The sequence below is a fragment of the Winogradskyella sp. genome, assembly GCF_025210595.1.
GTDB lineage: Bacteria > Bacteroidota > Bacteroidia > Flavobacteriales > Flavobacteriaceae > Winogradskyella.
The window spans coordinates 18,105-43,502 of the sequence record NZ_JAOARH010000013.1; the positions used below are offsets into that span (position 1 = coordinate 18,105).

General features: G+C 31.9%; 21 protein-coding genes. 7 read left to right on the top strand and 14 right to left on the bottom strand.

Features of this window, described 5'->3' with window-relative positions; translation table 11 throughout:
- Positions 1-18 precede the first annotated feature (18 nt).
- Together N4A42_RS01035 and N4A42_RS01040 are read left to right on the top strand one after the other, a co-directional pair.
- Complete coding sequence (locus N4A42_RS01035) at positions 19-1,104, top strand: toxin-antitoxin system YwqK family antitoxin (protein ID WP_294068676.1); 1,086 nt, start codon at positions 19-21, stop codon at positions 1,102-1,104.
- Positions 1,094-1,786, top strand: a complete 693-nt coding sequence (locus tag N4A42_RS01040; RefSeq protein WP_294068678.1) for a CPBP family intramembrane glutamic endopeptidase — start codon at positions 1,094-1,096, stop codon at positions 1,784-1,786. Before N4A42_RS01035 ends, N4A42_RS01040 begins: the two co-directional genes overlap by 11 nt.
- A 105-nt stretch (positions 1,787-1,891) precedes the next feature.
- Here N4A42_RS01040 and N4A42_RS01045 read toward each other — a convergent pair whose 3' ends face one another.
- Both N4A42_RS01045 and N4A42_RS01050 read right to left on the bottom strand, forming a co-directional pair.
- On the bottom strand, positions 1,892-4,384 hold the full coding sequence (locus tag N4A42_RS01045) for a zinc-dependent metalloprotease (protein WP_294068680.1): 2,493 nt from the start codon (positions 4,382-4,384) through the stop codon (positions 1,892-1,894).
- 94 nt (positions 4,385-4,478) lie between these two features.
- Complete coding sequence (locus N4A42_RS01050; RefSeq protein WP_294068682.1) at positions 4,479-5,756, bottom strand: fibronectin type III domain-containing protein; 1,278 nt, start codon at positions 5,754-5,756, stop codon at positions 4,479-4,481.
- Positions 5,757-5,955: 199 nt separating this feature from the next.
- Here N4A42_RS01050 and N4A42_RS01055 point away from each other — a divergent pair, with 199 nt between their 5' ends.
- On the top strand, positions 5,956-7,359 hold the full coding sequence (locus tag N4A42_RS01055; RefSeq protein ID WP_294068684.1) for a hypothetical protein: 1,404 nt from the start codon (positions 5,956-5,958) through the stop codon (positions 7,357-7,359).
- Between the two features lie 80 nt (positions 7,360-7,439).
- Here the strand turns inward: N4A42_RS01055 and lysS are convergent, their stop codons facing one another.
- From lysS to N4A42_RS01075, 4 genes are all read right to left on the bottom strand, one after another.
- On the bottom strand, positions 7,440-9,128 hold the full coding sequence (gene lysS / locus N4A42_RS01060; RefSeq protein ID WP_294068686.1) for a lysine--tRNA ligase: 1,689 nt from the start codon (positions 9,126-9,128) through the stop codon (positions 7,440-7,442).
- A gap of 82 nt (positions 9,129-9,210) precedes the next feature.
- Positions 9,211-10,101 carry a thioredoxin family protein gene (locus tag N4A42_RS01065; protein WP_294068688.1) on the bottom strand — a complete coding sequence of 297 codons (891 nt, stop codon included), beginning with the start codon at positions 10,099-10,101 and terminating at the stop codon, positions 9,211-9,213.
- Positions 10,102-10,314: 213 nt separating this feature from the next.
- Positions 10,315-10,722, bottom strand: a complete 408-nt coding sequence (locus tag N4A42_RS01070) for a DUF1573 domain-containing protein (protein ID WP_294068690.1) — start codon at positions 10,720-10,722, stop codon at positions 10,315-10,317.
- 107 nt (positions 10,723-10,829) lie between these two features.
- Positions 10,830-11,888, bottom strand: a complete 1,059-nt coding sequence (locus N4A42_RS01075) for a LuxR C-terminal-related transcriptional regulator (protein ID WP_294068692.1) — start codon at positions 11,886-11,888, stop codon at positions 10,830-10,832.
- Between the two features lie 107 nt (positions 11,889-11,995).
- Here N4A42_RS01075 and N4A42_RS01080 point away from each other — a divergent pair, with 107 nt between their 5' ends.
- From N4A42_RS01080 to lipB, 3 genes are read left to right on the top strand one after another with little or no spacing between them, the layout of a single operon-like run.
- Complete coding sequence (locus N4A42_RS01080) at positions 11,996-12,154, top strand: YqaE/Pmp3 family membrane protein (protein WP_294068694.1); 159 nt, start codon at positions 11,996-11,998, stop codon at positions 12,152-12,154.
- Between the two features lie 39 nt (positions 12,155-12,193).
- A complete protein-coding gene (locus N4A42_RS01085; protein WP_294068696.1) occupies positions 12,194-13,000 on the top strand; it encodes a hypothetical protein in 807 nt (268 codons plus the stop codon).
- A 3-nt stretch (positions 13,001-13,003) separates the two neighbouring features.
- Positions 13,004-13,705: a lipoyl(octanoyl) transferase LipB gene (gene lipB, locus N4A42_RS01090; protein WP_294068698.1), complete on the top strand. Its 702-nt coding sequence runs from the start codon at positions 13,004-13,006 to the stop codon at positions 13,703-13,705.
- Here the strand turns inward: lipB and N4A42_RS01095 are convergent.
- The 8 genes from N4A42_RS01095 to N4A42_RS01130 form a co-directional block, all read right to left on the bottom strand.
- Positions 13,698-14,630, bottom strand: coding sequence for an ion channel (locus tag N4A42_RS01095; RefSeq protein WP_294068700.1), 933 nt, complete (start codon positions 14,628-14,630; stop codon positions 13,698-13,700). The genes lipB and N4A42_RS01095 overlap by 8 nt on opposite strands.
- 102 nt (positions 14,631-14,732) lie before the next feature.
- On the bottom strand, positions 14,733-15,074 hold the full coding sequence (locus tag N4A42_RS01100) for an AraC family ligand binding domain-containing protein (RefSeq protein ID WP_294068702.1): 342 nt from the start codon (positions 15,072-15,074) through the stop codon (positions 14,733-14,735).
- The gene (locus N4A42_RS01105; RefSeq protein WP_294068704.1) at positions 15,074-15,454 is read right to left on the bottom strand and encodes a group III truncated hemoglobin; all 381 of its coding nucleotides are present in this window, start codon (positions 15,452-15,454) and stop codon (positions 15,074-15,076) included. The genes N4A42_RS01100 and N4A42_RS01105 overlap by 1 nt, the downstream gene beginning before the upstream one ends.
- A gap of 161 nt (positions 15,455-15,615) precedes the next feature.
- Entirely contained in the window at positions 15,616-16,269 is a 654-nt protein-coding gene (locus N4A42_RS01110; RefSeq protein WP_294068706.1) for a hypothetical protein, read from the bottom strand.
- An 84-nt stretch (positions 16,270-16,353) separates the two neighbouring features.
- Positions 16,354-17,403, bottom strand: a complete 1,050-nt coding sequence (locus N4A42_RS01115) for a nucleoid-associated protein (protein WP_294068708.1) — start codon at positions 17,401-17,403, stop codon at positions 16,354-16,356.
- Positions 17,404-17,512: 109 nt separating this feature from the next.
- Complete coding sequence (locus N4A42_RS01120) at positions 17,513-19,066, bottom strand: OmpA family protein (protein WP_294068710.1); 1,554 nt, start codon at positions 19,064-19,066, stop codon at positions 17,513-17,515.
- An 81-nt stretch (positions 19,067-19,147) separates the two neighbouring features.
- Positions 19,148-21,505, bottom strand: a complete 2,358-nt coding sequence (locus tag N4A42_RS01125) for a ribonuclease HII (protein ID WP_294068712.1) — start codon at positions 21,503-21,505, stop codon at positions 19,148-19,150.
- Between the two features lie 31 nt (positions 21,506-21,536).
- Complete coding sequence (locus N4A42_RS01130; RefSeq protein ID WP_294068714.1) at positions 21,537-22,139, bottom strand: ribonuclease HII; 603 nt, start codon at positions 22,137-22,139, stop codon at positions 21,537-21,539.
- A gap of 215 nt (positions 22,140-22,354) precedes the next feature.
- Here N4A42_RS01130 and N4A42_RS01135 point away from each other — a divergent pair, with 215 nt between their 5' ends.
- Positions 22,355-25,393, top strand: coding sequence for a SusC/RagA family TonB-linked outer membrane protein (locus tag N4A42_RS01135; RefSeq protein ID WP_294068716.1), 3,039 nt, complete (start codon positions 22,355-22,357; stop codon positions 25,391-25,393).
- Positions 25,394-25,398: the final 5 nt, after the last annotated feature.

The window sequence follows — 25,398 nt, forward strand, 5'->3', positions numbered from 1 at the left end:
ATTAACACTATGAAAAATATGTTCTACATATTATTAATATCGGTATTCTTCTCTTGTAGTAAATATGGTGATGATGGTGATGGAAAAGGTAATTTAAAGTATCAATTCCTTAAAGAAGAATGCCATAGTAGTACAGATGTTATGAGTTTTTTCTTTCTGCGCCCAGAGAAAACTACTAAATGTTATATGACTTATAATGGAGAAAAATTTACTGGTAGCGCAGTTGAATATCATGACAATGGAAAGCTAAAACTTTATGCAGTGTACGATGAAGGGCACGAGAATACAGATTTAAGAAAGGAATATTTTGATAATGGTCAATTGATTTATGAAAATATTTGGTCTGACGATACAAGAGAGATGAAAGAATACTACAAGAATGGTAATCTGGCATATCATAAAAAAGAAAATTTTATGAATCCGTCAAACAATTTTGAAATATCCTATCATGAAAATGGAAAAGAAAAATCGGTAGCAAAAGACGGTAAGTATTTAGAGTATTTCTATAATGGTTCTCTAAAGCAAGAACGTATAGAGCTTATAGATAATTTTAAGCACGTCCAGTATTTTAAAAATAATCAATTAAAACATAAGGAAATTATTAATGATACTGTGCATATAAGAGAGTCTTATGCAGAAGATGGGAGTTTAGTCGAAATTTTAGATATGGATTCTAAACACGTAAAATACGATTCCATTACAGGTCTTTTGTTGTTAAAAGGGCGTTATCAAAATGGTTCAAAGGTTGGTGAATGGATTTCATACTACGACAATGGTAAGTTAAAGAAAATTGGTAGTTATTCAGATGGAGTAAAAACAGGAAATCATATTTATTATCATAAGAATGGTGTGCTGAACAAAAGGGTTAATTATCAAGAAGGGATTTTAATAGGTGAGGTGAAAGAATATTATAATAACGGAAAGCTGAAAGTAAAGATGAGGTATTCAGATGGATTTTTGTTTGGAAAATATTTGGAATATCATGACAACGGAAAATTAAAAACCGAAGGTTATTACCAAAGAGGATCCGAAATAGGACTTTTTAAATACTATAACGAAAAAGGAGAATTAGAGTCTGCAGAAACGTTTGGTGATGAAAAGTAAACTAACATCTTATTTAATTCAGTATTCCAATTTAAAGCTGATAAGGCCAATCTCAGATAAAGTGAGGTTATTGGAAATTTGTGGTGTAGTACTCACTGGAATAGGAAAATTTGTATTTATGGACTATCTTAATTGGAGGCTTCCATTTGTAATTGTAGCCATTCTGATTTGGGCTTTTTATGTGGTTTATCGTTACAAAAAGGATAAAAATGTGCTTAAGGATTGGGGTTTTAGATGGGATAATTTTAAATCTGTAATGCGATTAATGTTACCATTTGCAATAATTTCAATTTTATCATTCTTTATAATTGGTTATGCGCAAGGCACAATTAATCTTACATGGCATATTGTTCCATTGTTAATCACTTACCCTATTTGGGGAAGTGTTCAACAATTTTTAACTATAGGATTATTGGCGGGAAACCTTAAGGATTTAAAGAGAATAAGGCTAAACAAAACCTTTGTGATTTTGGTGACAGCAGTATTCTTTTCTGTAGTGCATTATCCATCTGTTTGGCTAATGGTTGGAACATTTATTCTTGCATTATTCTATGGATATATTTATTTAAAATCTAAAAATATTTATGTTCTTGGTTTATTTCATGGATGGTTGGGTGCTTTGTTTTATTACACGGTTGTTAATCAAGACCCTTTTGCAGATGTTTTTTTGAAGTATTTGTAGTGTTCATTTTATAGAGTATTATTTACTAATAGATAAGGTTTTAAAACTAAAAAAGGCTTCAAAATTAATTGAAGCCTTTTAACCCTAATGAGCTATTATACTACATTAGTTCTTAGGATCTAAAATATCGTTAATACGTTCTATAGCATCAGCTATGTGAATTCTGCTAATAGCATCACCACCACGAGCAGATCTTAACTGACTACGTAATGTTTTTAGCTCTGCTCTTACTATGGCTCTAATATCTGACTGACTAGTGTTTACAGCAGTAGATTTTCTATAACCGCCAAAATCAGGACCTTTTGTTTGATTTTTAGCAGTCATTAAATATGCTAATCTATCAATATGAGCACGTTGTAAGTTACGTCTGTAAGTATCAATTTTTTTACCTGTACGTAACTCGCTCCATACACCTCTACGAATATCACGCATCATGTCTGTTAAGGCATAAGCTTTATTGTCGTATGTATAAGCTTCAGTTAAGCGTTGCATTTTACCTAAGCTTAAGATGTTGTTTAATGTTCTAGCTTGTAATCCGCGAATACGCTCAACAGAACCAGAATACTCTATACGATCAAAGATGTTCTTATCAATTAACCACTTTGGCGTTGAAAATAAATGATCTTGTATAAATTGCATAGCTTCTTTTTGATGTGCTTTTGGTACTGGAGTATAAACTACACCATCTTGTTCAGAAGTTTTATAATGCTCATACACACCTCCAATGTTGTTAGAAACATGTCCCATATAACGATTAAACTGAGATACAACATGACCATACATTTCTTGTAAATCATCATAATCTTCTCCAGCTTCAGTAGTCCATTCAATTAAGTTAGGAACGATACGTTTAAGGTTTTTAATACCATACTCGCTAGCAAGCATAGCATTATCACCTAAATCTTCTGTTTGTGAACTAGGATCGTGTACATCACCTACTTGTTGGTGTCCAAAACGATACATTGGGTCACCAGCATGCGCAGTAATCCATTGGTTTAATGTTTCTTTTTCTTCTTCTGCAGTTTTGTCTAAAATAGGTTTGTAACCCCAAGCTATAGAGTATTTATCATAAACACCAATGTTTGGCATTAAAGCAACACCTTCATCACCAGGTTGTGCTACATAGTTAAAACGCGCATAATCCATTATAGATGGTGCAGTACCATATTTTTGAGTAAAAGCAGCGTTACGAAGATCTTCTACTTTATATGCACAAGAACTTCCCATATTATGAGGTAATCCAAGGGTATGACCTACTTCGTGAGCAGATACAAAACGAATTAAGCGTCCCATAACTTCATCTTTAAATTCTGGGCTTTGTGCTTCAGGATTTATAGCTGCAGTCTGTACAAAGAACCATCCTCTTAGAAGCGACATTACATTATGATACCAGTTGATATCACTTTCTAAAATTTCACCAGTTCTTGGATCACTAACATGAGGTCCATTAGCATTTGGAATCGGAGACGCTAAGTATCTTACTACAGAATAGCGAACATCTTCTGGAGTCCATTCAGGATCTTCTTCAACAGATGGAGGATCTTTAGCTATAATAGCATCTTTAAATCCAGCAGCTTCAAAAGCAACTTGCCAATCTTCAATACCTTGCTTAATATATTTTCTCCATTTTTTTGGAGTAGCTCTGTCTATGTAATAAACAATCTGTTTTTTAGGTACAACTAATTCGCCACGTTTAAATTTTTCAATATCTTCATCTTTAACCTCTAATCTCCAACGATCTAAATAAGTTAATGACTTACTTCTTTGGTCTTCTAAGCCATAATCTGTTGTACTGCTTGTAAACCAACCCACACGCTCATCAAAATAGCGTCGTTTCATTGGGTTTTCTGGTAATAAGATCATTGAGTTGTTAATCTCAATAGAAATACTTCCTGTACTCCAATTAGATGGAGGTGAGCCAGCTGCATAAGTTTTTACATGACGCGCTTCAATATTTCTAGGGTAACTCTTTATGTTTTCTATAAACGATTTGTCGTTTTCTAATCTTGAAACTTTGTAAGGTCTTCTTCTAAACTGAGGTAAGCCTAAAGATTTTACATCTTTGCTAAATAAAGGCGTAGCATCTATAACAGTACTTGTAGAATCTTTACTGTAAGCTTTAATAGGAAAAGTGAACAATACAGGCTCAAAATTAGAATTCTTAACAGCTTCATTTACTGGTAAAGAATCTGCAGCAGTAACATTATAAGAAACAACACGTAATATTACTTTCTTTCCTTTTCTTTCCCAACGTAAAACCTGTTCGTTTTGTTTGCCACCACCAAAACCAAGTCCGCTTGCAGTTTTAGAAATACGCGTAACCATAAGCATTTCTCTATTAAATAGAGAGTCTGGTATTTCGTAATAAAATTTATCATTTACCGTGTGTACCGTAAATAATCCAGCGTCACTTTTAGCGTCTTTGGTAATAACTTTGTTGTAAGGTTTTGGGTCATTTTTTCCTGGTTTTTTACCAGGTGGTTTTGCCATAGCTGTGGCATCAGTTTTTTTTGATTTACTTGCCTTTTTAGCTGTAGAACACGAAAATGCTAAAAACGCAGAAGCTACAAGGAGTAGCTTAAAGGATATTTGTTTCACTTTGCGTTGGTTTTAATAAAATTCGCATGAAAATACGTATTCTGTTAAGAATCATTAAAAACTAAACCGACTTTAGTATTTCTTTAACGTAAGATTATTCTAATGTATCTAGATAATCTCGTATTAAAGCTACACCTTCGTCATGTAACATAGTTGTACCAATAAAAGGCATACTAAAACCTTCATTGTATTCTGAAACTCTAAGTCGAATACTCAACTTTCTTTCTATTATTTGAGAATCTTCAAGTGAAGTTTCGTACGCTAAACGCAATGTAGATGCATCATCGCAATCTCCGCCTTCTATATGACAGTGTGCACAATTAATATCAAAATACGACCTTGTTCTAGATTCTAAAGATTGTGTAGTGTCTTCCCAATTTACCATAGTAGAAATTTCAGAGCTACTAGATACACCACTTAAGTTTTGAGTATTTATAAAATCATCTATTTGATTTATGCCATCAACTATAAAGTTCATATTTCTTAGTTTTGGTCCAATTGGTGTGGCTATATTATCTGTATTATGGCAAGTAAAACAATCCATATTAGAAGGTATTTGGTAATCTATAGTATTTGTTACTCCTTCCGCATCTGTCCAAGTAACAGGCACAATACTACCTCCTAAATCTAAAACAGCTTCAGTTTGCTCTGCATTCCATTTATAATCACCTGTTTCCCATTCACCATTAATTTTTATAAGTACTCGTGTTTCAATAATTATTTTTCCTAGAGATAAATCTTGTTCATTGATGTTGTAATAAAAAGTTTTTGCAATAACTGTATTGTCAGGAAAAATAGGTAATCCATCACCATTATATTGCATTGTAGTATTTTCAGGTAGTGCAATTAAGCGTTGTTTGTGAGCGTAATCTGTAAATAATTCATTGTTGAGGTCGTATTTTAAAGCACGTGAAGAAATATTTAAATCGCTTAAATCACCAGTATACAGGTTTAATTGAGAAAGGATAGGTCTAAATTCTGGTACAATAGGTAATGTTTCAGTTGTAAAACTATAAACGTCTGTAAATAGGCTAGTGTTATTTGTAGAACAAACGGCTTGAACATAAACATCGTAAGTTGTTGAAGGTTCTAGGTTAGATAAATTAGTCGATGTTGTGGTTTCAGTTACTGTAGTTCCAGAGCCTAATACAAAACCCGAAATTCCATATTCTAGAACATATGTGCTTTCTTCGTTAGTGTCAGCCCAACTTACAGTTGCTGACGATGTAGTAATATTATTTACTTGAACATTTGTGACTTCTACGCATGCATCTATAGTGTCGTCATCATCGCTTCCACAAGAAAAAACAATAAGAAATAATACGAATAAAAATGTGATTTTTTTCATTTTAGGAATAAGTATCTGATTCATAGCGCTTGTGAAAATAATAAAAATGAATAGAATAACAAATGGGCTAAAGAAATGTATATTGAGTTTAAATAATAAAAATAAAGTTTACCAAGGGTAATGGATGGCTGTTCCATCTAAAAAAGAGTGTGGTTTAAATTAGATAAGATTAGAAATTATACAATAGATATTTTTTTATTTTTAGCTTTAAATACGAAGAGTTATGTTTTTTATAATATATGGTTTTCGGGATAACAAGCTAAAAAGCAAACCAGTTAAGGGGAATACCGTTTGCGGTAAATGTAATAGTGTAGAATCTTTTGATGTAAAAGGAACTGCAAGTTATTTTTATTTGTTTTGGATACCGATAATTCCTCTTGGAAAAATTATTGAGTTTACTTGTAGGCGTTGTGGTCAGCACCATTATAAAAAGACAGCATCAAAGTTGTTATTAGACAATTATAAAAAAGACCCTTTAAGAAGACCTTGGTGGCATTTTGTTTTTTTGATTCTTGTGGTTTATCAAGTTGTAAACTTATTGGGTTATTTGGCTTATAGTGGTGTTGATTCAATCATTGAGGAAAGTAAAAGAAATACGAAAATAGAGCAAGATAAGGATGAACAAGATTTTAACATTAGTCAATTAAAGACAGCCTTAAATAATGCAAATGAAGCACCAATCTTTAATAAGGATTCGATTTCATACCTGTTAAATAAAGAACTTAATATGAAAGATTTTGGGCTTGATAAAAGTAATATTAGTTTTTATTCTGAGATTAAAAACAACAAGGTATTGACGCTATTCAATATTAAAGATTTTAATGCTCTAGATGAGTCTGATAAAATGTTGTTTTTAAAGTCTATAAGAGATATTATAAACAAATCTTACCCAAAGCAATCATTTTTAGTTTCAATAGGTATTGATGATGGTGAACAATTAGTTGTCTCAACAAATAATAACGATTTGGTAGTGTATAATGATGATGGAAATTATGAACATTACGATTATCCATTAAAAGATTTTTATGAGAATGATAGTGTGCCAAAGTTTCTTTTAAATGCACAACTAAGACATTATAGATTCTTATATGAATATGAGGGCAAATCGTCTAATAAAACTGAGTTAGATACTACCAAGCTTATTAATGTTTGGAATAAGATTAATAACAAGTATAAGTTTAAGTATAAAGGAAAAATAAAACCATTGCCCCAAAGAGTGTATTTAACTTCTTCTGAAATTTTACTGCCAGATGATTTAAGGTTCTTTTTTAAATATCAAAATCTTAATGGGCCATTTAATAAGTTAGATAAATTAGAAGTGCGTTTAAGAGAAATGAATCTGCAATTTTACCGTACACCTCTATCAAGTTTAACCAATGAGAAATATGGAGATAAATCTAAGAGAATAATGCCAGTTGCTGTATCACCAAGATGGCTGCCTTTTTATGAAGATTACACCTATAGATATGCTATGGATATGTTACCAGATGAAAATGGTTATATAGGTCAAATTATACAACTTGGACAAAATGGTGAGCCTAATAAGTTTATAGCAAAAGATTTAGTGAGTTTCCTTGAGCTGTATTTAAATGAAAAAGTTCCAACCAATGTTGGTGATTGGAACTAAATACTTCTTTTAAATGTTTTGTTTTCTATAAACTTAACAAGCTGATGGCAATATATGACTTAAAGGATTTGTTTGCGAGATTAAACCATTTCAACAAAAAGCCCTTCTTCAGTCTTTTCAACTTTAGTTAAACCATGTTTTCCAAGGCCTTTAATGCCTTTGTCCCAGCCTTTGTTGCTTAATCCAGATTGTGCTTTTAAATCACTTAAAGTCATTCTTTTTTGAGATTTTAAAACTTCAAAAATGGCTTTTTCATTATCGTTTAACGCTACTTGTTTCTTTTCTGGTCGCATTTGCGGGAAAAATAATACCTCTTGAATACTTTGATTGTTGGTTAAGAACATAATTAAACGATCCATACCAATTCCCATGCCAGAAGTAGGAGGCATACCATATTCTAAAGCACGTAAGAAATCGTAATCGATAGTTCCAGTGGCTTCATCATCCCCTTTTTTTGCTAATTCTAATTGATGCTCAAAACGTTCGCGCTGATCGATTGGGTCATTCAATTCTGAATACGCATTAGCAATTTCTTTACCACAAACCATAAGCTCAAAACGTTCAGTTAGCTCAGCGTTTTCGCGATGCTCTTTACACAATGGACTCATCTCTTTAGGATAATCTGTAATAAAGGTAGGTTGTATATAATTGCCTTCACACTTTTCTCCAAAAATCTCATCGATAAGCTTGCCTTTACCCATTGTAGCATCTACTTCTATGTCCATGCTTTTGGCAGCAGCTCTTATTTCGTCTTCAGATTTGTTATAAATATCAAAACCTGTGAATTCTAAAATAGAATCGCGCATTGAAATACGCTTATATGGTGCTTTAAAATCTACTTTGTGCTCACCAAAAGTTGCTTCGGTTGTTCCATTAACAGCTATAGCACAATGCTCTAATAATTTTTCGCAGAAATCCATCATCCAGTTGTAATCCTTGTAAGCGACATAGATTTCCATGGCTGTAAACTCAGGATTATGTGTTCTGTCCATACCCTCGTTACGGAAATTTTTAGAAAACTCATACACACCATCAAAACCACCAACGATTAAACGTTTTAAGTATAATTCGTTAGCAATTCTCATGTATAATGGAATATCTAAACTGTTGTGATGTGTTACAAAAGGTCTTGCAGCAGCACCACCAGCTATTGGTTGTAAGATTGGTGTTTCTACTTCAAAATAACCAGCATCATTAAAAAACTGACGCATAGCATTAAATAGCTTGGTACGCTTAACAAATACCTCTTTTACATGCGGATTTACAGCTAAATCTGCATAACGTTGTCTGTAGCGTTGCTCAGGATCTGTAAAAGCATCAAAAGTAACTCCATCTTTTTGCTTCGGAATTGGTAAAGGTTTTAATGCTTTACTCAGTAGTTGAAATTGTTTTACCATCACTGTTTTTTCACCAACTTTGGTTGTGAAAAGTTCTCCTTCAATACCAACAAAATCTCCTAAATCGATCAGTTTTTTAAAAACATCATTGTATAAAGATTTATCTTCGCCAGTGCAAATTTCATCTCTGTTAAAGTATACTTGAATACGCCCTTCGCTATCTTGTAATTGTGCGAAAGATGCTTTTCCTTGAACATTGATAGCCATTAGACGACCAGCAATAGTTACCTGTTTACCTTCTTTATAATCAGATTTTATTTGTTTAGAGGTGTGATTAACAGGAAATAAATCAGCTGGATAAGGATTAATCCCTAAAGCTCTTAATTTTTCTAACTTTTCGCGTCGTACTAATTCTTGTTCTGAAAGTTGCATTCTTGTAATTTTTTTGAATCTTACCTTATGCGGTAAGCAGGTGCAAAATTACATTATTTACAATAATTTGAGAACTGCTTTTTTAATAAGATTTTATAACCTCTAAATTTTGTTTTAGATCATCGTTCTTTGGAAATAGTTCAATAGCATTTTCTAATACTTTTATGGCTTTTTCTTTATAACCAGAAGCTCCTAATGTATTGGCTAAACTCATGTATGTTCTTGGCTCTTCAGGAAACAATTCTGTGTTAAATTTAAAAACAGCAATGGCTTCTTCCACCCTTTTAGTTCCCCATAAAATGCGTCCATAAGTATTTAGTTCAAACATACTTGTTACTATATCTTTGTGTTTTTTTATCAGCTTTTTTTGTTTTCTTTTTAAGCCTTTTGCACCTTTTTTATTTAGAATTTTGTCAACAGCAGCTACAATTTGATAATTAGATTTGTAATCATTTACAGTGATGATATTCTGAATATCTTCTTCAATAGATTTTACAGGATGTTCTACAATTCTATTTACTTCCTTATCGTTTTTATAAAAAATAATAGTGGGTACACGATGAATGTTTAAACCTGCTTCTTCGTGCTGAGGGCTTTGTTTATACATGTCTGGTTGTCTACTTACTGCTACAACAGTTAATTGTTCCATAGGGAAATTACATGTTTCTAGTACTCTATATAATCTAGGCACTTCTTTTTTGCTATCACCACACCATGTGCCCATAAAAACCGTAATGTTATACGATTTTAATTTAGAAGCAATAGCATTTGTGATTTCTGTATTTGGTTGATAATCGTTATAGTTTTTTGTGAACCAGGATTTGTAGTTTTCTCCTTCTAATCCGTTTTTGTCAATTTTTCCAAGCAGGTAAGGAGTTGTTGTGTTTTCGGTTATTTCTACATTAATATTTTGAGCATTTAGTTGAAAGAATAATATAAATGCTAGTATAGTTGAAAAGATATTCGTTTTCATGATTGATTGGTTTTAAATGGAAATGGTTTGTTGTTTCTACAGCGTGTAGAATGAATGATGAGAAAGCATAAGGTTTAATATAGATGAATCCCATTTATTGAAATAAAGGTCAAAATTGTTAAACTGAACTTGTTTCGGTTTCTTGTTTATTGAAAATCTATAAAAGATTTTGAAACAAGTTCAGAATAATAAAATTGTATAAGGGTATAACTTCTATTTTGCAGCTACAATATTTCCTTTGATTTTTAGGATTTTGTTGCCTCCTTCTGAATTAGACATAACAGTTACGGTTTTAGTAAAAGCGCCTAGTTTTTTTGTATTGTATTTAATTTCTAGTTCGCCAGATTCACCAGGTAGAATAGGTGCTTTAGAGTAACTTGGCACTGTGCAACCACAACTGGTTTTTACTTTTGTAATTAGTAAAGGAGCATCACCTTCATTGATAAATGTGAAGGTTCTTACACCGTTAGAGTTTTGTTCAACGATTCCATAGTCAATAACCTCAGTAGTAAATTTTATAACTGCTACTTTGTTTTCGTGATTTACTAAATCAGCAAGATCTGCATTAAAAAAACCTACTGATAAAACTAAAATGATAATTGTGTTTAGTGTTCGTTTCATGATTTAATTTTTTTGATTAATACTGAAGCAAACATCTAAGATTATGATGTTAATTTAGAAAAATTAAGGTTGGAAATCGGTACTAGTACCTAGGTTGAATTTTGTAACTATTTAGAAAACAGGGATTTTGCGCCGCTACGAGATTGTACGTTTAATTTTTTGTAAATGTTATTTGTATGCGATTTTACAGTACTAACGCTCAAAAAAAGTGATTCTGCAATATCTTTATTGGTTTTATTTTGAAGAATATGCTCTAAAACCACCTGTTCTTGTTTAGATAATTTTGCTTTTAAATCTTCGGTTTTAGTTTGTTTTTTTCTCCAGTTGCTGTAAAGCAAATGGATGTTCAAAAAAAGTGAAATTGCTAAAAAGGTATAGAGGTAAATGTTCCAATTAGAATCTAAAGAAGCATTATTAGAAGCTGCTAACATGTAACGGTCAGAAGCTAATTCATTTCTATATTGTACTGTATAAGGAGCGTTAGGATAGGTGTTCTCTAATCGTGTTTTAAGATTGTCATAATATGAATTATCCTTTAAATCTTCAACATAATAGCTATGCAGATCACTACTTCTATCAGATAGATAGGCGTAAATCGAAAGCTCAGCGATGGGTTCATTTAATGCCTCCCCATAAGCCTGAAGCGCTTTAAACCATTTTTTGTTATTCAATTTTCTATTGGCTTCACTTCTTACTTCTCCATAGGCAAAGCGCATTTCGTTTTTTAAAGAATCGATTTTTAAGAAAGCATTAGCTTTTGGGTTACTAGATTCTACCTTGCAAAATACCTGATTGCCAAAAGAAAATGGAAGGTTGAGTGTGTCTGTATTTTTGGCAATAAATAATAGTTCTTCACTATTATTACAATGACCATTAAAATGGTTGAGGTTTTGCTGATTTTCTGAGCATTTATCTACATGTATTCTATAGATTCGATTTTCTGAGTCTAGCATATTGCCTTTAAACTCAAAAAAACCAGTTTTATCTGCTGTAGTTTTAGCAATAATTTGTTCAGAATATACGCCAGACATTTTGCGGTAATCCTCAACTACAGATAGATATACGGTGTTTTGCCATTCTTCAGGATTTGTGAATCCAGAAAACGAATATTGCGCTTCACCATAGAGTGAACACAATAAAAATGCTATTAAAAATCTAATTTGCATAAAACGAATCTACATAATTTTAAAATATTCTAAGGACTACATTTCAATTTGTGTAACAATTTTAACACAATAACGTCCTATCTGTACATCAAATCAAAAACGAAATTATGAGTATCTGGCGTGTTATTTTAGCTATTATTTTTCCGCCTTTAGCTGTTGTAGATAAAGGTTGTGGTTCATTTCTAATCACTTTTATACTTTGTCTATGTGGTTGGATTCCTGGAGTTATTGCAGCATTGATAATTCTCAATAATCCTGAACGATAAATCTGTATCTTTGTGCTTTACTAAATCCGTAAAGCAATCATGAAAAAATTATCCTTTTTATTTATTATTACTATCATTATAACAAGTTGTAATGTGACAGAGTCTATTGTTTTTGACAAAAGCATGAGTGGAAATTATGTTACAGGTTTCGATTTATCTCCAATGATGGAGTATGCAAATAAAAATAGACCTCCGTCTGAAGAAAGAGAGCGTAGAGAGAAAATGGATACTACTATAGTCTTTAATGAGTTTTTAAAAACCTATAAAGACAGTATAGCGACCTTACCTGAGGAAGAACGCTTAAAGTTAGAAAAGTTAAAAGGCATGGTTTTAGATATTGAAATGGATGAAGCAAAAAGTGTTTTTAATTTTAATATGTCAAAAGAGTTTGAAGCTTTTGATGAACTAAAAACAATTTATGAACAAACAGATGAGGCTATGAACTATGTGAAGGATATAGGGAATAAAGATGGACAGGCTCCTCAACAGCAATTAGACGAATTTACAAAAACAGAGAAAGTAACATTTTCCTTTAAGAATAATACTTTTTCTAGATTTCAACCAGCAACACTAGATTCTAATAATAGTGTGGAAGACGATAAAGGTGAAGAAGAAGAAAGTGCCGAAGATGACCAGATGAAGGACATGATGATGATGCAGTTTGAAGATGTGCTTTCTAATTCATTTTATACACTTGTATACACATTTCCTAAAAAAGTGAAATCTGTGTCGAGCAAAGATGCTACAATATCAGAAGATGGTAAAACAGTGACTTATAAGGTGTCGTGGAGTGCTATAAACGGTGATGCTTCAATTATGAATTTAGATGTTGTTTTAGAGGATTAAGGTTTGAATAAGACGATAAAGTTAAACGATTTAGGCTTAAAAGATTACAAAGAGACTTGGGATTACCAAGAAACGCTTTTTAAAGCCATTTTAGATACAAAAATCAAAAACAGAAGAGAAGATGCAGGTTTAGAAACCGATAATCATTTTCTTTTTGTAGAGCATCCGCATGTATATACTTTGGGTAAAAGTGGTGATTTGTCTAACCTCTTACTTTCTGAAGAGCAATTGGCTCAAAAAGGTGCTACATTCTACAAAATAAATAGAGGTGGAGATATTACTTACCATGGTCCTGGGCAAATTGTAGGTTATCCTATTTTAGATTTAGAGAATTTCTTTACGGATATTCATAAGTACTTACGTCTTTTAGAGGAAATGATTATTTTAACATTAGCAGAGTATGGGTTAAAAACAGAACGAAGTCCTGGTGAAACTGGAGTTTGGTTAGATGTTGGTACTCCATTTGCTCGTAAGATTTGTGCTATGGGAGTACGAGCAAGTAGATGGGTAACCATGCATGGTTTTGCACTTAATGTAAATGCAGATTTAGGTTATTTTGATAATATTATTCCTTGTGGTATTAGAGGAAAAGCAGTGTCTTCTTTAAACAACGAGCTTGGTGTAGATAAGGTTGATGAGGAAGAAGTAAAACAGAAGCTTTTAAAGCATTTTAAAGTGCTTTTTGAAGCTGAGTTTTCTAGTTAAGCTCTGCTTTCTCACTTTCATTAATTTTACTTACATCTATATAGGTTTTTCCGTTAGATTGTTTTGCTGCATATACAAATTTTTGTCCCCATTCAATTTCTTCAGGTTTGTAAGAAGATCTTGAATAGACCATTTGTCCTGAGGATTCGTCAAAAGCTCTTAGCATAGCTATAAACTCAAAATCTTTTTTATTATAATCTTCTGTGCTTAACCCAAAAAGAGGGCTGTTGTTGTCAATAGGATGAACAATTGTCCACATAGAAGGGAAAAATCTAACTTTTTCACGTTCTAGATTTAAAATATGGAAATCTCTTAGTTCTGAGTTTTCACGTTTCATAGATACGCTTACATTAATTTCTACATCGAGCAGTTCATTTTTTTGTGGGTTGATTAATCTAAACATAAAACCATTAATTTCTTGATAAGGGGAGATAATAGCTTTATCGCTGTATCTAATTTTAGATACAGGTTTAGAGAATCTACCATAAAGCAGACCTGTTGCCAAAGCAAAAAACAGCAAGCCTAAAAGTGATTCTATTGCAGCCACAATATTAGCTGGTAATCCTAATGGTGCTACTCTTCCATAACCTAAGGTAGTGATGGTTTGTGCACTAAAAAAGAAAGCTTCCATAAACTGCTCAAAACTTGTCATTCCTTGAGTTCCAGTTAAGTTTTCTACACCAATGATGGTGTATATTACGGCAAATATTATATTAACTGTAAAGTAACCAAGAAAGATGAAGCCAAAGAAATGTGACCATTTCATAGTCACCAATGTGTGGAAGAAGTTAAGGCGTTCAAATAAAGGTATGTTTGTTTTTTCGATATTAAAACTTCCATCTTTATTTAAAGCACGAAAACCTTTAGAAGATGATTTTTCTCCTAAACCAAAGTCATTGAACTCTCTTTTTTGTCGTTTTGCCATAGTAAAGCCTCTAAATTAGCAAAAAGAAAAATAAGTGTTTTAATCTATGCTTTGGTATTTAAAATATATGTAAGTAGTACGCTTTATGTTTACTCTTTTAATTTAATCTTTAGCAACTTTTTCTACGCGTTGGGTTGTATCGTTTTTAGTTAAAGTTAGCCTTATAATACTGTTTTCGTTTGCTTTTAAATCGTGAGGTATGCCTCCTTCTAAGGCAATAATACTTCCTTTATTTAAGTTGTTTGTTTTTTGTTGAACGCCAAAATCAATATTTCCTTCAATTATTTGTACAACAATTGAGTAAGATGTTTTATGTTCTTTCATTACTGTACCTTTTTTCATGGCAATTCTTATTTCTTTGGTGAAATCTGTTTCAAATAAGACAGAAATTACAGGTTTACTATCGTTGTATTCTATGTCTTGAAGTATGTTTGCTGTTTTCATTAATTTTTATTTATATATTCTAGTTTGCTTTGAAAAACGTAAGCTATAGATTTTGCTCTTAATTTTGTGTTATCTGCAACTTCGCCTTTAAAGTGCTCGTCTATATTTATATCGAATAGTTGTATCCAGCGATCAAAATGAGTTTTATTAACGGGTAATGAGATATGAGAGTCAAAAGGACTGCCCTTGTAGGATTGTTTGCCAAAAATTAGGGTGTTCCAAAAGCGATACATTTTTGGTAAATGTGCTTTCCAATTTACTTTTGAAAAGTCATTAAATACATAAGAAAGCAACTCATCTTTATTAACTTTATCGTAAAAAGAATTTACCATCAATTCTACATCTTCTTCGGTTTGTATGTCTTGTTTGATTTTTCGCATAGATTTTTCAATCATTTGTTGAATTTGTATTTTAAACTGAGCTTGCAAAATCACAATTTAGAATGGTTCAAAATTAAGATTTCCAAACATATAGAAACATGATAAATATCATTTAAAAGAAAGTCTTTGAGTGTTTTTTAAAAAAACTAAAAAGGCACTAACTAATTGGTTTTAGGTGGTTTATTTGTGATTGTTGTTTTTCTGTAATTGTTAATTAGAAATAATGACGAGCTTAAAAACCACAATCCAAACCAATAGTACGGAATTGAGGAAAACGATTGAATATACATTCCAAGAATAGCAAAAAATACACCAATTATCCCTAAGAACTTAAGTGCGATATAGGAGAGTCCACTTTGTTTAGGTATCATCATTACTAGCATAAATGATGCAACCATAGGAAGCCAAAAACTAATATCTCTTATAAAGGAATGTAGTAATAAGACGTTTTCTGGGTTTTTGATGTTTCCTGTAAGTAGTGAAAAACTTATTGAATTTTCACTAAGGTCTAAAAGTGCGCCAGCTATACTCAATCCAAGGCATAATCCTATTCCTTTTACATTTAATGATTTAAAATGTAAATACAATCCAGACCAAGAAGCTATCCAAGAAAAAATGAAAATAGTATCTAAGGCATAATTAATGCCTATTGATTGAATAATATCACCCTTTTCAAGGTCAGATAAATTTACATTTCCTAATATTACATCATATAAAGAATATGCTTTTAAAGGCCAAGAAAAGTGCATGATTACTAGCAGTATAAAGGCAATTAAAGAAGCTATTCCTGTATTAAGATATAAGTTTTTGGTCATTATATTTAGGATGATTTTAATCGCATGCAATTATATGTAGCTGAGTATACTACTAAAGTAATCGGATTTTTTTACAAATTAAAGTTACGATTCATCATTGAAAAACACTTTGTAGTAGTGCATTTTTTTATCTTCGTCGTAACCACGTTCTAGATATTCTGCAGAGGCATCTGGTGCATCAACATCGAGTTTTATCTGTATGTTGGTGTCTAATTTTATTTCGGTTTTTATTTTTTGTTTTTGCTTTTTTAACACGCGTTCAGAAACATCAAATTGGTTTCTAATAAGCACTTTGTTTTCGGATTCGTATGTTTTTTTATAATCTTCAAAGAGTTGAATTTGGTCTTCCTCTTCAAAGACTTCTTCTTTAAAGGTTTCTATATTTACAATTTCATTTTCTTTAAAGAAATCAACAGTGTTTGCCAAGAAGCTACTTTGAGCTTGCCCACCAAAATTGGGTTGTAGTACTTCTTTAGAGAATTCTCTACATAGCTCTATGCAATTTTTAGTATGCTGGTTGCTGTCATCTGGGTATTTGATGTTTAAAAAACTTTTAATCCAGTACTGCGTATCATAAGTGTTGTTATCTACACTAAATACAATTTTACCTTCTAGGTCTGATGTATTTAGTACCAAACATCCTTTATCAACTTTTTTTGCCTGTATGCCTTTTTGAACAAAAACGTCGTAGTTGCCTTCCTCTAAATAAGTTTGAAAAAACTCGATCTTATTTTCAATTTTATAAATACCAATGGCATCTGTGAAATAGTCTTCGTATTGTATGTTTTCAAAATGGCAAACGAGTACATCTCCTGTTTTTATTTGTGCAGAATTACTTTGTTCAAATAAATGAGTTACGATATGTTTAGAAACTTCAATAAAATCGGCTTCATCTTTAAAAAGTTGATTTGTGTAGGTGTTAATTTCGTTTAAACCAACATCACTATGGTGATGAAAACGATAACTTTCGGCTAGGTTTACAAATGGCTTTAAAAGATAGGGTAGCATTAAGTTATAAGTGGCTTCGTCAAAGTTTACTATGGCATCTGAAAATGCATTTTTAGTATCATTAAATTTATTACCTACTTTATGAATAATGCAGCTTTTTATAGAGGCTTTTTGTCGTTTAATCATTGCAAAACTATTAGTTTACAATACTACAAAAGGAAAGGCTTAAAACTAAAGAAAACGTCAAAATAAATTTGACGTTTTCTAGACTCAGGGACTCGAGATTTGGTTGTCGTTATATTTTTATAAACTCAACACGTCTGTTTTTTGCTTTTCCGTCTGTAGTACTATTGTCGCTAACAGGTTTGGAGTCTCCTTTACCATCTGTAGTTAAACGATCTTTAGAGATTTTGTAGATGTTTATTAAAGCGTCTTTTACAGCTTCTGCTCTAGCTTTAGATAACTTTAAGTTGGCTTCATCTGAACCATCTGAATCTGTATGACCAACGATGTTGAGTTTTATGTTTTCGTCTTGCATTAGTACTTGCGAAATCTGACGAACAATACCCAAGGATTGTGGTTGTATTTTATCTGAACCTGAATCGAACAAAATGCCATTGGTAGAAATTTTACCATCGCTCATTAATTTGCGTCTAAGGTCTACACCTCCTTCTGCAACTTTTAGATTTTTAATAAACACGCGTTCTTCTCCATCTTTAAGTCTGTCAATATGAAATTTTAGATAATTGAGTACGTTTAATTCTTCAATAAACTTTGGAATATCAACATATTTAACTTCATTTACCCAAAGTCTAAATCGTTTTTTTGTTACTGAAATAGATATGTGAGGTTGATTTTTAACTTCATCTCGTATATCTGCTATAAGTCCAGAGTTAATCATTCCTCCTCTTTCGTGAAAATGATTGTAAGTATCTATGTTACATACCTTGTATTGAGCAATAGGTAGTGCAACTTTAGCGTAATGTTTTTTACCATAAACAAAAGTATTAGAGTCGCTAAGCACTACTTCTAATCTAGAACTAGAGGATGTTTTATTGGTTATGCCAGAGGTGAGTAAATCAAACTCAATAGTGTAGTCTTCGGGTAGTTGATTAAATTCTGGTATTATAAACAAAAGGTAACCAGCTTTTAATTCAAACCAATTGCCTTCTACTTTATTGAACTTCACAATTGCGCCAGATCCGTTAGTGTTCCATTTACTTGGTAAATCACCAATAAAATCTTGAGAAAAATCATCGAAAAAGATAAGTTTATCACCTGGTACAAAATCGAATTTACTATATACTTCTAAATCATCTGAGATATTGGATGGAGCTTCTTCTGTGTTTTTGGTTGATGAGTCGTTGGTGTTTTTGGTGTCTTTAGAATCTTTTTTGTTGTCACTGTCCTTAGTAGTGGGACTATCGTTTTTTTCTTCTTTAGAATCTCTTTCTCTCTGTCCTAGTAGTAGTTGTTTAGAGGTTTTAATGCTATACTTTAAAGCTTTTTTGGCTTTATTCATTTGCAACGTAGCTTTACCTTGCTTTAACATACCAACACCATCTAAATCATTTATAATGTTTGGGGCGGAATCACTTAGCAAAGACATTTCTTCTAAAGCGTCTTCTAATACATCAATATCTTCGTCGTCTAAAGATTTTCCAGAAGCTGCATAGCCATCGTATTTATAGACTTTATCATATAAGTCGAAAGATTCTTGAACAAAATTGTCTACACTCGAAATGCCAACGCGACTTTTTGGACGTTTGATTTTTTTTGTTTGTGCATTAAGAGTTGGTAAAATAAAAATTATAAGGGGAATTGCTAAGAGTAATTTTGAAAATTTCATTTTAAGTCATTGATTAATAGCGCTATAAAATTAATAATAACTATTGTGACTTAAAAATAAAATGTATAGATGGCAGAAAATTTAGTATAGTTTGTAGGTAACTATGGTTTTATTGTCTGCTTGGGTTATTAGCTCTAAACCGTTTTCTTTATCTAAATTTTCTATTGTTGCAGCTGAGGTGCCAAAAACAGGGAAATTAGGAATTGGTTTTGCTTGGCTGTCAAACAAATAAACTTTTTTAGATTGTAAATCAGTTGTGGTGACATAAATTTTATCGTTTAGATAAAATATTTCTGGTTGGGTATATTCTCCGTAATCTAAATCGATGCTTCGGGTTTTAATATTTAGTTTATTATCGGTCATAGATACCAATGTTTTACTCGTGGTGGTAACCTTATGTTTGTCTGTTAAATTTAAATCTCTGGTCCTTGCATTGCCTTTGGTATCTACTTGGATAAGTTGACCAAGGGTGTTTGTTGAGGTGAATTTGTTTTGATAAAGAAATAGTTCATTTTTCGAAAAACGAATTGTTTCTTTTACATCAACTCTAGTACGACCTTTGCGATTAAGAATTTTAAGTTTGTCTTCGGTAGCAAAAGCTATGTAGTCTTTGCTAGCTATTCTAAAGTGCTTAGGTTGTGTGGTGATTTCTTTGTTGTTGTTTTTGTAATTGAACCCAGTAATGGCTTTTCCTTTAGCATCATACATTAATAAGTTTTTACCTTGGGTTACTAGTAATCTGTAGTTTTTTCTCTTATCATAATCAAAAACCGAAAGCGGCTGTGTTATTTCGTCGTTGAATTTTCTAGGAAAAGGAGAAACATCATTCCCGTTTCTGTCTAAAACATAAAGGCGATGAGGTGTTGTAAAGGCTAACTGTAACCTTCCGTTTTTAAACATGTCTATTTGTTTAATGTCTCCAAGAATCTTGCCTTGTAGTTCTTTTTTCCAAAGAATATCTCCAGAGCTAGATATGAGGTATAATACATTATTAACATCTTGCACAACAATATCGTGAGCTTTAGTAATATGATTTTTTACCGTTTGAGGAGGTGAAATTATTGAAGCATCAATTATGGTGTTAAAACTTTCGGCAACTGTGTTAGAAGCGGCTTTTTTCTTATACTCTTGTATAATTCCGTTGATATGAGCGTAATTGTCTTCATAAATATATTGTACAACATTTGCTTTGTATCTTTTGGTGTCAGAATTAAGAATATCATTTAAACTTTCGTTGTTTTTAAATATAAAAACCGAAGCGTCATCACTTAGTTTTTCGCTTATATTTTTAAAAGCATTAGAGTTGGCAATTGTATTGTTGTTAAGTGCGTCTGAAATAATAGCTTTTAAAGCTTCAATAGAATGTGAAAAAATAATAAACTCATCATATTCGCAAAAGTAATTAGCGTTCTCAAAAGCTATAAATGGCTTTAGTCTAGAGCTAAAGAAATCTGGATTTTTAAATTCATAAATATCAACATCTCTAAAGGTCTCTACATTAGTTTTTTCTTCAATTGCTTCTGTAGCCATATCAGTATTTAATGAGTGAAGAATTAACGCGTTGTTTGTCTCAGCAATCTCATTAGTGAAATTTAAAAATGTTTGAGAGCTATCAATAGGTTGTTTGTTAAACTCGGATAGGTTTTTATTAAATGTAGAAAAATCATCGTAGGTAACACTTAGTAATGATTTTGTGTTAGATGGGGCAACGTTAATTGAATTTGTTTTTTGTGGAATACTGTTTTTAAAGCAATCTATTTGTTGTAAGATAGAATCGTTAGATGTTACAATGCCATTGTAATTAAGATTATTATTAGAGAAATTTAAATCTAACATTGCATAATTACTGCTAGTACTATTGTTAATTGGAGAAAAGAGTAATTTAGAATAATTAGGAGAATTGGGTTTAAAAACTAAAGATGCAATAGATTTTTTATCAGTAGACTCAATTAAACGAATCAATTCATCATTCTTGTTTTTTGTGTTGAGTGTTTTTAATATCTCTAAATTATTTGAAGCGGCAAATACCTTGTTGAAGGTTTTGTGATAAAAAATTTCAGAATCAATTTGTGTTTTATTAATGTTTTCTGGATTCTCTGGAATGGTATTAGAAATAGAGTCTATAGTAAATAAAGAAGAATCGTTTTTAGTTAAAATTAAATAATCTGAATGTGATGGATTTAAAAAAGCTATATAAACTTGCTTAGTTGTGCTAAGATTTTCTAAGAGTTTAGAAGTAGCTTTTAACTCCTTATTATATATAGCAGATAAAACAGGATGATTTTCGATGCTTTTAGTAAAATCGTTAAGTTCATTTACTAAGATTACAGAATTAATTTTAGAAGGTAAAAGCTTATATGGTGATTTAATTTTGTCATAATCTCTTTGACAAGAGACTAACACAGAAAGTACAACCAATAAAAAACAAAATTGTTTCATTAAAAGTAATTATATCTACAAATATAAAAAGTTATAAATCTAAACGGTATTGCTCAGGTAATAATCTAAATGATTTTCTGTGGTATTTTGTAATTCCGTATTTTTCTATGGCAGCTCTATGTTCTTTTGTGGGATACCCTTTGTTTTGTTTCCAGTTGTACATAGGGTATTCATTATGGATTTTTTCCATATATGCATCTCTGTAGGTTTTAGCTAAAATTGATGCTGCTGCTATATTTAAGAATTTGCTATCACCTTTTACTATTGTTTTATAAGGTATAGAATTAAAAGATTTAAACTTATTGCCATCAACTATTATATAATCTGGAACTCTACTGAGTTTAGAAATAGAACCATGCATGGCTTTTATTGAGGCGTTAAGAATATTAATAGTATCTATTTCTTCTTCAAAAATATGTTCTACACCAAAAGCGATTGATTGAGATTCTATAATTGGTTTTAAAGAAGTTCGTTTTTTTTCAGAAAGCTGTTTAGAATCATTTAGTATATCGTTGTTAAATCCTAATGGTAAAATAACAGCGGCTGCAGTAACAGGGCCAGCTAAACAGCCTCTTCCAGCTTCATCTGTGCCGCATTCTAAATTGAAAGTTGAAAATTGAGATTTTAATGCCAAAAGTTAAAGTTTTAAACAAAGTTAAAATTTTAACGCAACCCTTTTACAGTTTTTACATCTATAAGTTGAGTTAGGGTGCAAAAAACACTAATTAAATTATAGTTGTGTTTTGTTGATGAAATCGCAAAAGCATTAACATTTTTTTGGCAAAAACCCTTGTTTATTTAATATTTAATTAAGATGTTTGCAACTAGACTAACTCAAATAATTGTTTTATGAAATTAAAGTTAACATGGTTATTAACGCTTTTTATGGCGTTCGTGATGCAATTTTCTTTCGCACAAGAAAAAATGGTCACAGGTACAGTTACTACAGCTTCGGATGGTTTACCCCTTCCTGGTGCAAGTGTAATTGTAAAGGGTACTACAAAAGGTGCTCAAACAGATTTTGATGGTAAATATACTATTGAAGTCAATATAGGGGATGTTCTAGTAATATCTTATGTTGGTATGGCGCCTTCTGAAATAACAGTAGGGGCGGCTAATGTGTATGATGTCGCTTTAGAAGAGGGGAATGCTCTTGATGAAGTGGTTATTGTAGGATCTGTTTTTGATGTAGGTAAGGAGAGAGCTAATGGTGTTTCTACTGTTGGTGAAAAAGAACTGAAAAATGTTATTGCTACAACATCAATTGATAGAGCTTTGCAAGGACAAATGTCGGGTGTTAATGTGGTTGCGTCTTCTACAGCTCCTGGTTCAGCTGCACAAGTGTCAGTAAGAGGTGCTTATTCTTTAAGTCCTAGTCAGACAGGTGGTACTGTTAATCCTTTATATGTTGTGGATGGAACATATATGAATGCAGCAGATGTTCCTGCTATTAATTCTAATAATATTGAATCGGTGCAGGTGTTAACGGATGCCGCTCAAACAGCGATCTATGGTGCTAGAGCTGCTAATGGTGTTGTTGTAATTACTACTAAAAAAGGAGTGAAAGGTAAAACGCGTGTGACTTTAAATACTCGTACAGGGTGGACTAGTAGATTTCCTATACGTGTGGATTTGATGAATTCAAGACAGAAGTTGAATTATGAGAATGATTTAGCTCAATTGAATATAGGTTTGGGTAGAGCTCGTACACAAGAAGAAATTGATTTAGCTGCACGTAATGAAGTTGATTGGGGCGATATTTTATATAAAACAGGTTTGACAACTTCATATAACTTAGCAATATCTTCTGGTGGTGAGAATTCAAATTCTAGATTTTCTTTAGGTTATGATAGTGATGAAGGTATAGCTGTGGGATATGAGGGTTTTTCACGTATTTCAGCATCTTTAGCTAATGATACTAAAATAAATGACAGAATGAATTTTGGTTACACTTTAAATGGAGTGTATACTGAAAGAGATGATCCAAGAGACCGTTTTAATGTGCAATCGCCATTTTGGTCTGAGATAAATAATAATCCATATGCGCCATTGTATCAGCTTGATGATGATGGTAATAGGATTCTTGATGCTAATGGTGATCCTATTTATAATATTAGTGGTACGTTAAATAGCTTTGGTTATCAAGTTTTAGATGAAATTTTAGGCACAGATCAGGAAGTGCGTAATTTTAGAGTTTTCGGTAATGCTTATTTTGAATTATTTGTGTTGAAAGATTTAAAAGTACGTACTCAGTTTGGTGGTATCTATGATAGAAGACAATCAGAAAACTTCTTGAAACCATCAGCTAGACTTAATTCGTTTATTGGTACAACTGGAACAAAGACAGATTCATCTATCGATGATTTAGATTATAACTGGCGTAATGAGATTACTTATGGACGTTCGTTTGGTGATCATGACCTTAAGTTTACTTTTGCTACAGAATATCAAAGTGAGAATTTTTATAGAGTGCAACTTAATGGTAGAACTTTTCCAAATGATATTTTTGATACACAGAACGTAGCTGGTACGATTGATCAAGACTCTTTCTCTGATAGATCAAGAGTTACTAGAACTGGACTTGTTGGTGTGGTAAACTATGATTATGATAATAAGTATTTCTTAAATGCGTATATGCGTCGAGATGGTTCTTCTCGTGCTGGTTTTAGTAATCAATATGGTAACTTTTTTGGGGCATCAGCTACATGGGATATCGGTAGAGAGAGTTTTATGAACGATGTGTCTTGGGTAAATAGCTTAAGATTAAATGCTTCGTACGGTACAATTGGAGATGATAGCGCATTGGCTTTGTATTCTAATTTCACGTCAATCAATTTGGGTGGATTGTTAGGAAATGATCCAACTGCTTTGCCTAGTACTACAGTTGCAAATCCTAATGCTACTTGGGAAACTAATGAGAAGATTAATGTAGGAATTTCTTTTGAGTTATTAGAAGGTTCTAGATTAAGAGGTAAAATTGATTGGTTCCAGGATACGCGTAAAGATTTTATATTACAAGACATATTGCCTACAGAATCAGGAAGTTTTAATACTTTTATAAATGCAGGTAATACAAGAAATAGAGGTATCGAAGTAGATTTAAATTATGATGTTTTAAGAAATCCAGAAGGTTTAAACTTAACTGTATTCGGTAATATTACGACTTTAAATGCTGAAGTTACAGAGTTGAATGACGATCAAATTAGAGGATATGGTAGCGGGCAAGTAATTTTACAAGAAGGGCTAGAGCCTTTTACACATTTTTTAGTGCGTTATGCAGGTGTAGATCCAGCTAATGGTGATGCTTTGTATTATGATATTGATGGTAATATTACTAACGTTTACAGCGCTTCTGATGCTGTGCCTATTAAAGATAAGTCTACTTTGCCAGAATTTTTTGGTGGATTTGGATTAAGGGCTAATTATAAAGGTTTTGATTTAGCTACAAATTTCAACTATTCAGTAGGTAATTATATTTTTAACCGTCAATCATTAGAGTTACATGACCCTGCTAATTGGCAAAATAATAGAGCTACTAGTGCTGTTAATTATTGGCAACAACCTGGAGATACTAATGTTTTAGCAAGACCTACGGCACTTGGAATATTAACAGGTACTACTCAATTTTTACAAGATGCTTCTTATTTGTCATGGCGTAATTTGACATTAGGGTATACTTTTGATGAAAAAGTATTTGGTAATTTACCTATCAACTCTATAAGAGCTTATGTTCAAGCTCAAAATTTGGCAATATGGTCAGATTTTGAAGGAAATCCTGAAGTAGGTGTTGGATCTTCAGAAAATGCGGCTACTGTAAATGGATCAGTATACATAAATGCTTATCCTCAGGTGAGATCTTACAGCGTAGGATTTGATATTAATTTTTAAAAAAA